Origin of the sequence: Vibrio scophthalmi, assembly GCF_040869025.1 — a bacterium.
Taxonomy (GTDB): Bacteria; Pseudomonadota; Gammaproteobacteria; order Enterobacterales; family Vibrionaceae; genus Vibrio; species Vibrio scophthalmi.
On sequence record NZ_CP134272.1, the window covers coordinates 909,746 to 923,597 of the forward strand.

Consider the following 13,852-nt stretch of genomic DNA (forward strand, 5'->3'; position numbering starts at 1 on the left):
TAACTATTGCAGGTTGAACCATCAAAGGAATGAAATGAAATATTGGGCGGTGTTAATGGTGATCACAAGTTTTGTCTCTGGTGGTAGTGTCGCCGACGAGCACGTAGCATCAGATTCGATTGCGCAGGCTAATGATCAGGAAGGATGTGTGAGTATTGTGTGCAAAAACGTTATCGAACCACAAAGTGTCAGTGCCGCAGGTGAATTTCCGCCAAGAAAGGGCAATGAAATCCTGACGACACTAGGGAGTGTTCTTTTTGTCGCGGGTGAGGTAGGCCTTGCAGACAACTTACAACAAGAACCAACAGACCAAAGTCCGGTAGATTAGCGGAGTATCGTGAGCAGATAAACGCGCAAGAGCATGAGTAAAATCGCCTCATGCTCGATTTGGCCTACACTCAGTTAAACGATCATCAGATGATGATACTCCCAGCAAACCCCTTGAATTACGAGTAGTGCTCAGGCAGCAGGCCATGGCCTTTCATGTCGGCTAGATAGGTTAATGCATCGATGACGCGTATTGGTGTCAGCAGGTTGCCTTCATTACAGTTGTCGAGCTCAAATGAAATGTACAGCTGATGGGCTTCTATTTTGAGAAATAAGTTACCTTGCGGTGCAACACTTTGCTCAAGTGTAAAAACGCCAAGCCCCAAAAAGTGAGAACTCTTTAGGCTGCCAGTTGCATAGATATCACACTTTAATTTGTGGGCTAGGGTTAAAAAATCAAGCATCAGGTTGATCTGGTCATCGCAAACTTCATCGAGTGCCACCATATGCGGTTCTTTACAGAAACGCTCTAGGTAGGTAATCATAAAATCTAGGTCATTGTTAAACGGCATTGTTGAAGGCTCGTCCTGTAAAGCGGGCGATTGTAGCCTAGCAGTGGTACATCACAAAGCGATCAAGAAGAGTTTTCTTACAGCTCTATATATTAATGACGACAAGCTGCTAAGGCTGCTGTTATCCCGATAGAGATCGTAACAGTAAAAGCGTCCGTTGGGATGGAATCTGTTTCTTATTACTCTTCATCATTAATTAAAATTGAGCACTAATCAGTTGAGTGAATGTCGCGCGTGTCACTGCAACGCACGTGATAGCAATGCGACTTATACGCTTCCCATATTGCGGAGAGGTCGTGTTTGAATGAGCAACCATCGAATAAAGCTAACGGTATAGCCCCACAAACGAGACTCACGTTCATGGGGTGATGCGTACTGCGCTAATTTGCACCAACTACTGGTTGTGCTGATCAAATTGGCGAATGTGTTTTTTGAGCACGTTAATGTGCAAAGTGACGGTGTTGGATAGCGTCATTACAAGGCCAGAGAAAATACGGGTAAACATCCCGTTACACTCAAAATCTTCGTACGTGGCCTGGATGTGTTTAACTTTTTGTAGTTGTATTCCGTCATTAAAATAGATGATTTCATGCACGTTAGTGATGTTGTTTTCGAGTAGTTTTGCAAACTGAATGGCTGAAGTAGTATCAAATATAATCATACAAATGGTGGTCGTAATTCTGTGCGTTAAGAGGCGGGCAGCCTATCACGCAATAGTGTCTTATTTTTTGAACATTTGGAGATTTATCTGTCGTCAAATGAACTCACTGTCGTTAGATATACCTTGATGCTCGTATATTGGGCGTCATATACACATTTGCTAGTTTATTAATCGCATTGATTATGCTGTTGTCTCGCTCACCAAATAATGGTCATTGATAAGGCACTATTTCCAATGCTAAAAAACGAAGAAATTAGCTATTACAAACAGAGATTCATTGAGCCTAAGCCTTATTTTGTCTACAATGACGCACTTTTTATTTTCTATAAGAATATGAACATGAGCGATAACAAACCAGCATTGCCAGATCACCTAGCAGGTAACCCACGTAGCCCGTTTTTCGTAGAAGAATGTTTCGAGCACCAAATCGGTATTCGTCTAAATGGTAAAGAGCGTACCGACGTTGAAGAGTACTGCATCAGCGAAGGTTGGGTAAAAATCCCTTCACCTAAAGCACTCGATCGCCGTGGACAGCCAATTCTAATTACGCTAAAAGGCACGGTTGAAGCTTACTACGTGTAAGTTGCGTCGTTCATAGCAGAGAAACTGCGGTTTCTATTCAAAAAGGTCTAGAGCAATCTAGGCCTTTTTTGTATCTGCGTTGGGTTGAATTGGTGATCTTCGTCATTCAATTGCTATTGTTTGTCGTTTTTCATGCCAGCCAATAATGGCAAACTATCCGTGCTAAGTAGTGCTAAGTAGTGCTAAGTAGTGCTAAGTAGTGCTAAGTAGTGCTAAGTGAAATACTGGGCAGCGTGTAGGTCATCAGCAGGAGCAAAGGTAACATGGCAGCAAGATTTGAAGGGCCGATCTTAGCGTTTGTAAAACAGCAAATGCTGCAAGATCAAGCGCACGATATTCATCATATTCTACGTGTCGTCAAAACGGCCAAGCAGTTGTGCCAAGCGGAAGGTGCGCAAATTGAAGTTGTATTACCCGCGGCGTACTTGCATGATTGTGTGTCATTGGCAAAAAATCACCCAGATCGTAGTCAAAGCTCACAACTCGCGGCTGAAAAAGCGCTGAGTTTTTTACGTACCATTGACTATCCGCAAACGTATTTGCCTTCGATCCATCATGCTATTGTCGCGCATAGTTATAGCGCCAATATCATCCCGACAACCTTGGAAGCCCAAATTGTACAAGATGCCGACAGGCTTGATGCTCTGGGGGCAATAGGGATTGCTCGTTGCCTACAAGTAAGCTGTGAACTAGGCGTGGATCTGTATCATCCTGACGATCCATTTTGCTTGCAAAGAACGGCTGACGATCGTCGTTTTGCGATTGACCATTTCTACCTCAAGTTGTTTAAGCTCGCTGATACCATGAATACGGAATCAGCACGAGCAGAGGCGCAAACAAGAACGCAGTTTATGCGTGACTATTTGGTTCAGCTATCGAAAGAAGTGTGACACTGTAAACAAGATCATGGGTTTGCTGAATGCGAATAGCGATCGATAGATAACAAAAAACCGCCAATTGGCGGTTGATTACTGTTTGTGAAATCGACGCTAAGGTACGATTATGCACAGCATTTTTTGTATTTTTTGCCGCTACCACAAAGACAAGGTTCGTTGCGGTTTGGAGTCTTTTCAAAACGAATCGTTTTAGGCTTATTAATGATGATCTCAAGCTCGGAAATGTTCTCAGCTTGGTCAGCATCAACAACGATATTGGCAATTAAAGCGTGCTCAGCCAACAGTGCTTCAATCTCAACTTTACGTTGTTCGTTTGCTACGGTCACTGAAAGAGGGGCTTCAGCAGTACCAGCTTTTACGTCACGATTTACGTTGAAGCCAGAAAGGACGTGATTTTGTCTCGTCTCAATTCGACCTTTGAAAAATAATTTAGACATGATGGACTCTTTAACAATGGGTATGACGCAATAAAGCGGCGATTATACTTATATCGCTCAATTGATAAAGCACTATATAGTCATGTGAATTGAAGTTTTGCCCCTTGCTATATCAACACTGACATTGGCGGTATGTTAACCACTTTTCTCTTGCCTCGTATGTTGCCTGTTCCTCAAGAGTGGGGTGGGTAACTTTTTTTCCGCATTAGCCGGGGTAGATCGCGAAACGAGACCTCGACGCTACACCTCGAAGTACACCTAGAAGCTAGAGCGCGAAACGAGACCTTGAAATTACGCATCAAATGATAGGGTATGACGAACAACTCTGCTAGAATCCGCCGCTCACCAGTAATCGCGTTGATTAAGCTGGTACTACCTAAGACTAGGAACTATTTTGACCAATAATGATATTTTACGCCGCGTACGCTATACCTTTGATTTAAATGATAGCGCTATGGTTGAAGTTTTCGCATTAGCTGATTTCAACACCACCGAAGAGCAAGTGGTCGCTTGGTTGAAAAAAGAAGACGATGCTGATTTTATCAAAATGGTTGATGGTGAACTGGCGGTGTTCTTGAACGGCTTTATCAATCTGAAACGTGGTAAGCGTGAAGGTGAACAACCTCAGCCTGAGCAAGTGCTTAACAACAACATGGTTTTCCAAAAACTTCGTATTGCTTTGAACCTAAAAGCGGAAGAGATTCTTGAAATTATGAAACTGGCGAATGTCGAATTAAGCAAACATGAGTTGAGCGCTTTCTTCCGTAAACCAGAAAACAAGCATTACCGCGAGTGTAAAGATCAAACTCTCCGTAACTTCTTAGTTGGCATCCAAGCTCAGTTCCGCCCAACCGTATAGTCATCTACATGCATGATGATTCGAGTTGGTTTGCAATTTAGGGTGACACTCAAGGCCCTATAGCCGTGTGAACACGCTCGTATTGAGTAAGCGCAATCTCTGGTTTGGATATTGCGTTTACTTGCTAGCCCAACAATACTGTTCCTATCCTAACGACGATCGAATATCTGCTTATGCATTACGTCTCGCTGCGACTATTTTTGCATTGAGCGCGAGAAACTCCGATATCGGCGTGCAAAGTAGAGTAGTATTCGGCCATTGAAGCCGCAATTGAGCTTATTGTAGATACCATGACAATTCCGATTAGAAATGTACCCACCACCGACATCTCATGCTCTGACTGCAAAGCTTGCTGCTGTAAGCTTGAGGTCATGATCATTAGTGATACCGGGGTGCCTGAAGAGCACATCGCCTACGATGAATGGGGTGGTGAGACTCTGCTGCGTTTAGAGGATGGTTGGTGCTCGGCGCTCGATAGAGAAACGTACATGTGTACGATTTACGAAAATCGCCCTTGGATTTGTCGATACTTTGAAATGGGCTCATACGAGTGTCGCGACGAACGTATTGCTCACAATATTGACTGATTTTAACACGATCGCCAGCGAATTATCTTCTGTCTATATTTATGTTCAGCGCTTGCATTTTAGAGCCTCTTGCCATGCCTGACATAACATAGACAGCGTCAAAGCTGTGTCGATTTGTTTTATAGGAAAGAAATTTATGGAAATGCTCATTGTTTCATCGGAGCAACAAATGCGCCTGGTGATGCTATTTAGCCAAACATCGGCAAGAATGTCGGATAAAGCAATTATTCAAGACTTAGCCTCACACCCAATCAATTCAACGGTTTACCCTGCCTTTCGTGCTGCGTCAGATCTGCGTATTGAACGCATCCGCTTACCGTTAGGTGATGACAAATCGGCTGCGCTAAATGGTGGTGACTTTTTATACCGCTATCTTGCGAAAGGGTACATTTGCCTTGGTGATTATGCTGGCAAGCCGAAGCCGGATCTTAGCCCTTGGGGTGTACGCTCGGTGCGTAAGCAGCCAAGAATTGGTTTTGGTCTATAAACGCTCGTCGGTGCTGACCCCTTAGTTGACTTTGACCGCAATAGACTTTGACCGTAATAGGTCAGGATGTTTGCTGCGGTTTTTTATATCGCCATCATTTTTGTCCCTAAGAGTATTATTGCTTGATTGGGAGCTTAATGGCTTAGTAGTTAATGTTTTTGAGTAACAGTGTCACCCTGGTGCTAGTTTCAATTCATTATTGCTTCATTTTATACTCATCGACAATTGCCATTTACGATTCTGATTTCGAATACAAATTAAGAATAGAAATTTAGAACAGACATTGACTAACGATATCTGAATCGTTCAGTTGCATACATTAAGTAGAATTTATGTGATCACAATGCTGCGCGTTTGTGGGTAATTGCTTTATCTCTTATTATCTAAGGGAGATAATAACAGCGATTCTTTCCAAAAACGGCACAATGACATGCGAGCAGACGATCTTATCCTCTTTTCTCAAGTTCAAGAGCTTGGCAGTTTTAGCAAGGTTGCCGAACAAAATAATCTAACCAACTCGGTAGTCAGTAAACGAATTGCGCGGCTAGAAGAGCAGGCCGGCGTGCAGTTGTTGTATCGCACTACGCGCAAACTGACACTCACCGAAGCTGGGCGTGCGTTGCTGCAAGGGGCCAAGAACGTTAAACAAGCCACTCAAGAGGCGATAGATTCAGTTTCAGGCTATGGTGAGAGCCTTTCTGGCCATATAAAAATGTCAGTGCCAACGATTTCGGGTGATTTAGTACTGGCACAAGCGGTGGCTGAATTTTGCAACTTACATCCGGGTTTAACCATCGATATGTCACTCAATAATCGCTTTGTCGATTTGGTAGAAGATGGCTATGATCTGGTGATCAGAACCGGCTATCTAGAAGACTCTAGCCTGATTGCTCGGCATATACTTGATTCTCAATGGGTCGTGTGTTGTTCACCTCGCTATATCCAAAGTTACGGTCAGCCGGCGTTACCAAGTGAATTACTCAATCACAACTGCTTGCAATATGCCTATCAAACGACGGGTGCAAGAGAATGGGAATTTAAGGGTGAAAAAAAGAACACCATTGTCAAAGTATCAGGTAATTTCTCAACAGATAATGCCACGGCGCTGCGCAAAGCAACGTTGGCGGGTTGTGGTATTGCTTATATGCCGCGCTGCTTGGTTTACCATGACCTGAAACGCGGTGAACTGATCGATCTATTCCCTCAGCAAGTTGGTAAATGTTTGGGTATCTATGCGGTATATCCTTTTACTCGTCAGCCGCCGAAGAAAGTAAAGTTACTTATCGAGCACATCAAAATGCGCTATTTAGAGATGGCGGAGTATTTCTAGATAGTCATCTATTTAGCCTGATTAGTTAATTAATCTTAGTTAATCAACGCTGTATTTTGTTTACCATGATAAGACAGCTTTAGCGCATCAAAATGATGGTGTGCCTTTTGCACGGTTTCCAACTCTACCATCCATCGAGCATTACGTTGTGATGAGCAAAATGCGGCCATATGCTGCAATAAATCGTCGCAATGTTTGATTAAGATGGAGCCGATAGTACGAATCAAATCAGAGCCTTCTAACGAGACAAATTGCAGTAATGCATAAGTTTGGTTTAACGTATTAAACGCTTGTTCATATTGCCCCATACGATTAAGGATGTGCGATTGTGCAACCGCAGCATCGCGAATGCCGGTAACCAGACAGGTAAATTGGCAGGGTTTGGTTTCTTGGTTATTAAGCGCGCTATGGATATGCTCTGGCAAATGCGTCAATACTTGTTCAAATAAGTAGTGCGCTTCAGGCCAATGCCCTTGCTCTAACAGTTGATCGGCTTTTAGATAATGTGACCAACATTGCTGCAATTCCATCTAAGTAGACTCCTACCAATTGATGCCACGCCAACAAGTGGACATCGGCAATTAAAAGACACTTTATTAAAAGCCAATTAGCTCATTAATGCAAATGAAAGTTATTATCATCTAACTGGTGGTTGTTTGAAAAGTAACCACTTAACTCGGTGTATGGCCTAAGTCACTAAAATGTAAATGGAATTAATCTACACTGTAAACAAAGGCACTGATCAATAAGGACATGACTATGACGATTCAGCGGCTAGAAGTAAGTCAGCTTTACAGCGCAACAGAGCTGGAGCAATTGCCAAGTAAATCGACAAAAGAATTGGCACCAATTGATGAAATTGTCGGCCAAGAACGCGCCCAAAAAGCGGTTGAGTTCGCGATGTCGATCAAAGAGAAGGGTTATAACATCTACGCTATTGGTCATAATGGCTTAGGTAAGCGCACGATGGTGCTGCGCTATTTAAACCGTCATAAAAATGATGTAGAGAACTTGTTTGATTGGTGCTACGTCACCAACTTTGACAATAATCGTACCCCTAAAGTGCTCAAGTTGCCTTGTGGGGTGGGCAGTCGTTTAAAACACGACGTTGAAAAGATGATAGCCAAGCTGGTGGTCGCAATGCCATTAGCGTTCGATAACGAGCTCTATATAAGCCGTACTGATAAACTCAAAATGCAACTTGAGGCTAAACAGGCAACAGAGCTTGAATCGATCAGTAAAGAAGCAAAAGATCAGAACATCAGCTTAACCGTTACCACCCAAGGTGACTATCAGTTTGTTGCCATGAATGGCGACGATCTGCATACCGAAGAGAGCTTTGATGATTTGTCGGTCAAAGAGCAAGAGCGCTTCGGCGCCAGCATCGATCAGCTCGAAGTGAAACTGCGTAATATGGCACGCTTGCTGACGGAGTTAGAAGAGGTATACAGCGAAAAAATCAAAAAGATTAATGATGATGTCACATTGGAAGTGATAGGACATTTTATCAAACAACTGAAAGAAGACTACGCGACGTACCCTGAGCTGAAAACTTACCTCACAGATTTGCAGAAAGATATCGTCGAGAACGCGGATATTTTCCTCGAGCAAGGCAATGAACAATCTGAAATCGCCGCCGCATCGTTAGATAAAAAATTACCGCGCCGTTATAAAGTCAACTTGTTAGTCAACCGTACCGCGTGCGAATTTCCGGTTGTGGTGGAAGAGAATCCTAACTATCACAGCTTGTTTGGCTACATTGAGACGGCTACCTTTAAAGGCACTGTTTTCACCGATTTTTCGCTGATTCGAGCCGGTAGTTTCCATCGTGCCAATGGCGGCGTGTTGTTGATGGATGCACAAAAAGTCCTTGAGCAGCCCTATGTTTGGGATGGCCTCAAGCGTGCGCTGCGTTCACGTCAGTTAAGTTTTACCTCATTGGAAAAAGAGCTCACCTTAACCGGTGCGGTATCGCTCGATCCTGAACCGATCCCATTAGACATTAAAATTATCCTGTTTGGTGATTACCGCACCTATCAATTGCTCCAGCATTACGATCCAGAGTTCAGTGAACTATTTCGCGTTACCGCGGATTTTGAAGATGAAATGAAGCGTACGGTTGATTCAGAGTTGCATTACGCGCGTTTTATTTCCAGCGTAGTACACGACAACAACATGCTGCATTGCGACCGTAAAGCGATCGCTCGAATTATCGAGCATAGCTCGCGCTTGGCCGGTGATCAAAACAAGATTTCGCTCCACTCTGCAAACATTGCAAACCTGCTCAGGGAGTCTAACTATGTCGCGCGTCAAGCCAATGCTAATTTGATTCGCGCAAGCCATGTTGAAGAGGCGCTGGAGAATCAAGAATCACGCGTCAGTCGTCTTAAAGACGCGGTGATGGAAGGCTTTATCAATGGTACAACCTTGATCCACACAGAAGGTGAAGCCGTCGGTCAAGTGAATGCGTTGTCGGTACTAAGTACCAGTGAATATATGTTTGGCGCTCCAAACCGCATCACGGCAACAACGTGTTACGGGGAAGGCGAAGTGATCGATATTGAACGCAGTGTCGATCTTGGCGGCAGTATTCACTCCAAAGGGGTGATGATCTTAACCGCCTATCTTGCCTCGGTATTTGGCAAGACCGCAAAAGTCCCATTAACGACCACGATTACCTTTGAACAATCTTATGGTGGCGTGGACGGTGACAGCGCCAGCATGGCAGAGTTTTGCGCGGTGGTATCGGCATTCTCCAAACAGCCGAATCGACAAGATATTGCCATTACCGGTTCAATGAATCAGTTTGGTGAATCGCAGCCGATTGGTGGGGTGAACGAGAAGATTGAAGGCTTCTTCGATGTGTGTGCGATCAAAGGTCGCTCATCCACTCAAGGGGTGATCATTCCTCGCTCTAACATGCATAACCTGATGTTGCGCCAAGATGTGGTGAAAGCCGTTGAGAGAAACGAGTTTAACATTTGGGCGATAGACCATGTTACGGAAGCCATCGAAATATTTACAGGCAAACAAGCGGGTGTGCCAAGCGATGAGGGCAGTTATCCGATTGATACGGTGTTTGGTATTGCGCAAGCCAAGCTCAATGCTCTGCGAAAATAGAAAATAAAGAATCGGCCTCGCTTAGAGGCCGAACTTTTATACTTTGAATGCGTTGTTATCCTGAGACGCCGTTAATCAATGAGTTCGTTACCACTGCGCTCGCCAGCTTGGAATTTTTCGATATTGCTCAGTGTGGTGTGGGCAATATTGGCAAGTGCCTCACTGGTCAGAAATGCTTGATGACCGGTAAACAGTACGTTGTGACAGGCGGATAAGCGGCGGAACACATCATCGACAACAATGTCGTTAGACTTATCTTGGAAGAAAAGATCTTTTTCGTTGTCGTAGACATCAAGGCCCAGCGAGCCAATTCTGCCTTTTTTAAGCGCTTCAATCGCCGCGACAGAATCGAGCAATTCACCTCGGCTGGTATTGATAATCATCACGCCATCTTTCATCTGATCAAATGCGCTTTCATTGAGAAGATGGTAGTTATCTGGTGACATAGGGCAGTGCAGCGTGACAATGTCACTATTTTTAAATAACGTCTCTTTGTCGCAATAGGTTACACCAAGCTCAATCGCGAGTGGATTCTCGTAAGGGTCATAACACAAGATATGCATGCCAAGCCCTTTGAGAATACGCATTGTCGCTAGACCGATTTTGCCACTGCCAATCACGCCAACCGTTTTACCATGAAAGTTAAAACCCACCAGCCCTTCTAGAGAGAAGTTGGCATCTCTAGTGCGCTGATAGGCTTTGTGAAAACGTCGGTTCAAACACATCATCATGCCGACGGTGTGTTCCGCGACGGCTTCTGGAGAGTAGGCAGGGACGCGTACCACTTGTAAATTAAGCGCTTTGGCAGCGCCGAGATCGACACGATCAAACCCGGCACAGCGCATGGCGATAAGTTCGACACCTTGCTGCGCCAGTTCGCGTAATACCGGTTCAGAAAGGTCATCATTAACAAATGCGCATACTGCGCGACAACCTTGGGCTAAGCGTGCTGTCTTTTTGGATAGCGCGAAGTCGTGATAGTGAAGTGTGAAGCCGAAATGCTGGTTCTCTTTAGAGAAAGAGGTCTCGTCATAGGATTTACTACTAAATATCGCCACGTTTATCATAGAGCACCTCGATTAAAACAGATTCAAATATTAGTGATATTAGCTCAGGCTACGGGGTGAAGCGTCGCTGCTTTTGTTGAAACGGTTGCTTTTGTTGAGACGGCTGCTTTTATCATCAAGGCAACCTTGGCCCAGTCGCGTAAATCACGTGCAGTACCTTGATTGGCTGTATACAGAGGCACACAAAGCAACGATAACTAGTGATACGTAAACCTTAGGAGCTATAGACTATTAATAACGCGAATCATTAGTGAAATAAACCACAAATATTGTGTAACAATAAGCCAAACGGTTGCACCGTAATCAAAAAATAGAGGATGGGGTTACCCCGATTCGAGTTTGGTCATTTGAGTGGCTGTGTTAGGATAGCCGCCTTGTTTTGCTGACCAGTTGTACCAATGAGACATTTAAAAACCACCATTCATTCTGACATCGAACATCTTGACGATAAGACGGTCTTTCAACGTAAAGCCGCGCGCGCGATTGTTATTGATGGCGAAGATATCTTACTGCTCTACACTGAGCGTTATCACGATTACACCATTCCTGGTGGCGGCCTTGATGAAGGCGAAGATATGATTGCAGGCATGGTTCGTGAGCTTGAAGAAGAGACGGGCGCGCAAAATATCCATAACATCAAACCGTATGGTATCTATGAAGAATTTCGTCCTTGGTACAAGGATAATGCAGACGTGATGCACATGATTTCTTACTGTTATACCTGCAAAATCGATCGCCAATTAGGTGAAACTGCCTATGAAGATTATGAAGTAAAAAATGGCATGAAACCGGTTTGGATGAACATTCATGCAGCGATTGCTCATAATGAAAAAACAATGGCGGAAAGCCCACAAAAGGGCATGAGCATTGAGCGTGAAACCTTTTTGCTGCAGTTGGTTGCTAAAGAAATGCTTTAGCCTAAGCATGCTGCAAGCAAATGTAATAAATACGGTGTATTAAGATTGGCGATTGAAGATAGCCGTTTGATGACCGTTGCTTGAAATAAAACCCGCGAATTGCGGGTTTTATTGTTTATAGAGATTATAGCGAGTGACGTCTCAGCAAGTAGCGTCCAGTCGGATTGGTTTTCTGTCCGAATACGTTTTTTCGTATATACTTACTCAAGTAATTGAATTATAAAAATAGATTAGCATGCTAAGGGAGTAGTCATGAGGAAGATTCAAGGTCTAGTATTGGCCAGTTTTCTGTCTGCAGTCAGTTCAGGTGCCATCTCAGCGGTGATTGAAAGCACCACACTCGTCGGGTTTGGCGAAGCCAAGTACCCTGAAAACTTTGTCCACTTTGATTACGTCAATCCTGATGCACCTAAATTCGGTAAAGTGACTTACGGTGTTGTCGGTACTTACGATAACTTCAACCGCTTTGCTTCTCGCGGGGTCGCAGCACAAGGCAGTGGTGAGTTGTATGACACGCTGATGTATAGCCCTAGTGATGAGATTGATGCTTATTACCCGTTGATTGCTTCGAGCGTTCGTTATTCTGATGACTACACCTGGTTAGAGATCAATATTAACCCTAATGCGCGTTTTCATGATGGCAAACCCATTACCGCTCATGATGTTGCATTTAGTTTTGATAAGTTTATGACTGAAGGTGTGCCTCAGTACCGAGTCTACTATCAAGACATTAAGTCAGTCACCGCGAAAAGTGATTTGGTGGTGCGGATTGATATGGCGAAACCGAACCGTGAAAAAATGTTCAGTTTTGCCCAATCGACAAGAGTGCTACCGAAACACTTTTGGCAAGATAAAAACTTCTCCCAGCCTCTCTCTGAGCCACCAGTAGGCAGTTCTGCTTATAAAGTTAGCGATTATAAAGCTGGCCAAAGTGTCACTTACACCCGTCTTGACGACTATTGGGCAAAAGATCTGCCGGTTAATATTGGTCGTGATAATTTTGCTCAGATCCAATACGACTATTATCGTGACGACACCGTGATGTTGGAAGCCTTCAAAGCGGGTGAGTTTGATTTTCGTTTAGAAAACTCAGCCAAATTTTGGGCCAGTTCTTATACCGGACAGAACTTTGATAAAGGCTTTATTGTTAAGCAAGAGATCCCGCACCACAAGCCAGAATCGACTAAGGCGTTTGTTTTCAACACCCAACGTCCAGTCTTTAGCGATCCAAAAGTAAGGGAAGCACTTAACTACGCGATGGACTTTGAGTGGATGAACAAAAACATGTTCTACAACCAATATTCGCGTACTCGCAGTTACTTCCAAAATACCGACTATGAAGCAACAGGTTTACCGACGGAAGCCGAACTTGCGGTGTTGACCCCGTTAAAAGGTAAGATACCAGAACGGGTATTTACCGCTGAGTATCAGCCACCGGTGACCGATGGAACGGGCCGAATCCGTAATCAGATGCGTAGCGCGTTTGCCTTGCTAAAAGAGGCTGGCTGGGAGTTGCAAAATAAAGTGATGACCAATGTCGAAACCGGTCAGCCACTCGAATTCGAATTCTTAGTCCGCAGCCCAACCACCGAGCGTATTGCGATTCCAGTGCAGAAAAACCTCAAGCGTATGGGCATCAATATGAAGATCCGTTCGGTTGATAGCACGCAATACATCAAGCGTCTGCGTGATCGTGACTTTGATATGCTGTCATCCACTTATGGTGCCAATCCATACCCAAGTCCGAATCTGTTGATTATGTGGAACTCAAGCTACATCGACTCCACCTACAATACCGCAGGGGTGATGGATCCGGTGATTGACCAACTGACCCAAGACATCGTGAAAAATCAGCAAAACCCAGAAAAGCTCTTGGCGCTTGGCCGCTCGTTAGACCGTGTTTTACAGTGGAATTACTACATCATTCCCCAATGGTACATTGGCAAATATCGTGTGGCGATGTGGGACAAGTTTGAACGTCCAGAAGTGATGCCAAAATACGATCTCGGCATTGACACATGGTGGATTTCACAAGAAAAAAGCTCACTGCTACCAGAAAAACGCCGTTAA

The 13,852-nt window shown here is 44.2% G+C and carries 16 protein-coding genes; 10 read left to right on the forward strand and 6 right to left on the reverse strand.

Annotated features, from left to right (window positions below; all coding sequences use genetic code 11):
• Positions 1-34 precede the first annotated feature (34 nt).
• Positions 35-328: a hypothetical protein gene (locus RJD38_RS19090; protein WP_005592866.1), complete on the forward strand. Its 294-nt coding sequence runs from the start codon at positions 35-37 to the stop codon at positions 326-328.
• 118 nt (positions 329-446) lie between these two features.
• Here the strand turns inward: RJD38_RS19090 and RJD38_RS19095 are convergent, their stop codons facing one another.
• Positions 447-839, reverse strand: coding sequence for a hypothetical protein (locus tag RJD38_RS19095; RefSeq protein WP_065546198.1), 393 nt, complete (start codon positions 837-839; stop codon positions 447-449).
• A gap of 394 nt (positions 840-1,233) precedes the next feature.
• Positions 1,234-1,500 (reverse strand): hypothetical protein, encoded by a 267-nt coding sequence (locus RJD38_RS19100; protein ID WP_065546199.1) that lies wholly within the window; start codon positions 1,498-1,500, stop codon positions 1,234-1,236.
• A gap of 333 nt (positions 1,501-1,833) precedes the next feature.
• Here RJD38_RS19100 and RJD38_RS19105 point away from each other — a divergent pair, with 333 nt between their 5' ends.
• Together RJD38_RS19105 and RJD38_RS19110 are read left to right on the forward strand one after the other, a co-directional pair.
• Positions 1,834-2,082 (forward strand): DUF3297 family protein, encoded by a 249-nt coding sequence (locus tag RJD38_RS19105; protein ID WP_005592869.1) that lies wholly within the window; start codon positions 1,834-1,836, stop codon positions 2,080-2,082.
• A gap of 263 nt (positions 2,083-2,345) precedes the next feature.
• Positions 2,346-2,972, forward strand: a complete 627-nt coding sequence (locus tag RJD38_RS19110) for an HD domain-containing protein (protein WP_065546200.1) — start codon at positions 2,346-2,348, stop codon at positions 2,970-2,972.
• 110 nt (positions 2,973-3,082) lie between these two features.
• Here the strand turns inward: RJD38_RS19110 and RJD38_RS19115 are convergent, their stop codons facing one another.
• Entirely contained in the window at positions 3,083-3,415 is a 333-nt protein-coding gene (locus RJD38_RS19115; RefSeq protein ID WP_065546201.1) for a PBPRA1643 family SWIM/SEC-C metal-binding motif protein, read from the reverse strand.
• A gap of 394 nt (positions 3,416-3,809) precedes the next feature.
• Here RJD38_RS19115 and RJD38_RS19120 point away from each other — a divergent pair, with 394 nt between their 5' ends.
• Entirely contained in the window at positions 3,810-4,274 is a 465-nt protein-coding gene (locus RJD38_RS19120) for a DUF1456 family protein (protein WP_009384201.1), read from the forward strand.
• A 178-nt stretch (positions 4,275-4,452) separates the two neighbouring features.
• Here the strand turns inward: RJD38_RS19120 and RJD38_RS19125 are convergent, their stop codons facing one another.
• On the reverse strand, positions 4,453-4,653 hold the full coding sequence (locus tag RJD38_RS19125) for a hypothetical protein (protein WP_065546202.1): 201 nt from the start codon (positions 4,651-4,653) through the stop codon (positions 4,453-4,455).
• Here RJD38_RS19125 and RJD38_RS19130 point away from each other — a divergent pair.
• The 3 genes from RJD38_RS19130 (at position 4,565) to RJD38_RS19140 (ending at position 6,678) form a co-directional block, all read left to right on the forward strand.
• Positions 4,565-4,861: a YkgJ family cysteine cluster protein gene (locus tag RJD38_RS19130; RefSeq protein ID WP_081467348.1), complete on the forward strand. Its 297-nt coding sequence runs from the start codon at positions 4,565-4,567 to the stop codon at positions 4,859-4,861. The genes RJD38_RS19125 and RJD38_RS19130 overlap by 89 nt on opposite strands.
• Positions 4,862-4,997: 136 nt before the next feature.
• Positions 4,998-5,348 (forward strand): hypothetical protein, encoded by a 351-nt coding sequence (locus RJD38_RS19135; protein ID WP_009384204.1) that lies wholly within the window; start codon positions 4,998-5,000, stop codon positions 5,346-5,348.
• Between the two features lie 430 nt (positions 5,349-5,778).
• The gene (locus RJD38_RS19140; RefSeq protein WP_065546203.1) at positions 5,779-6,678 is read left to right on the forward strand and encodes a LysR family transcriptional regulator; all 900 of its coding nucleotides are present in this window, start codon (positions 5,779-5,781) and stop codon (positions 6,676-6,678) included.
• Positions 6,679-6,713: 35 nt separating this feature from the next.
• On the opposite strand, the gene RJD38_RS19145 is transcribed toward RJD38_RS19140, so the two are convergent.
• The gene (locus RJD38_RS19145) at positions 6,714-7,208 is read right to left on the reverse strand and encodes a hypothetical protein (protein ID WP_065546204.1); all 495 of its coding nucleotides are present in this window, start codon (positions 7,206-7,208) and stop codon (positions 6,714-6,716) included.
• Between the two features lie 229 nt (positions 7,209-7,437).
• Here RJD38_RS19145 and RJD38_RS19150 point away from each other — a divergent pair, with 229 nt between their 5' ends.
• Complete coding sequence (locus tag RJD38_RS19150; RefSeq protein WP_005592881.1) at positions 7,438-9,798, forward strand: Lon protease family protein; 2,361 nt, start codon at positions 7,438-7,440, stop codon at positions 9,796-9,798.
• A 71-nt stretch (positions 9,799-9,869) separates the two neighbouring features.
• Here RJD38_RS19150 and RJD38_RS19155 read toward each other — a convergent pair whose 3' ends face one another.
• Positions 9,870-10,865 (reverse strand): 2-hydroxyacid dehydrogenase, encoded by a 996-nt coding sequence (locus tag RJD38_RS19155; RefSeq protein WP_065546205.1) that lies wholly within the window; start codon positions 10,863-10,865, stop codon positions 9,870-9,872.
• Positions 10,866-11,263: 398 nt separating this feature from the next.
• Here RJD38_RS19155 and RJD38_RS19160 point away from each other — a divergent pair, with 398 nt between their 5' ends.
• Both RJD38_RS19160 and RJD38_RS19165 read left to right on the forward strand, forming a co-directional pair.
• A complete protein-coding gene (locus tag RJD38_RS19160; RefSeq protein WP_005592883.1) occupies positions 11,264-11,782 on the forward strand; it encodes an NUDIX hydrolase in 519 nt (172 codons plus the stop codon).
• A gap of 252 nt (positions 11,783-12,034) precedes the next feature.
• On the forward strand, positions 12,035-13,852 hold the full coding sequence (locus tag RJD38_RS19165; protein ID WP_065546206.1) for an extracellular solute-binding protein: 1,818 nt from the start codon (positions 12,035-12,037) through the stop codon (positions 13,850-13,852).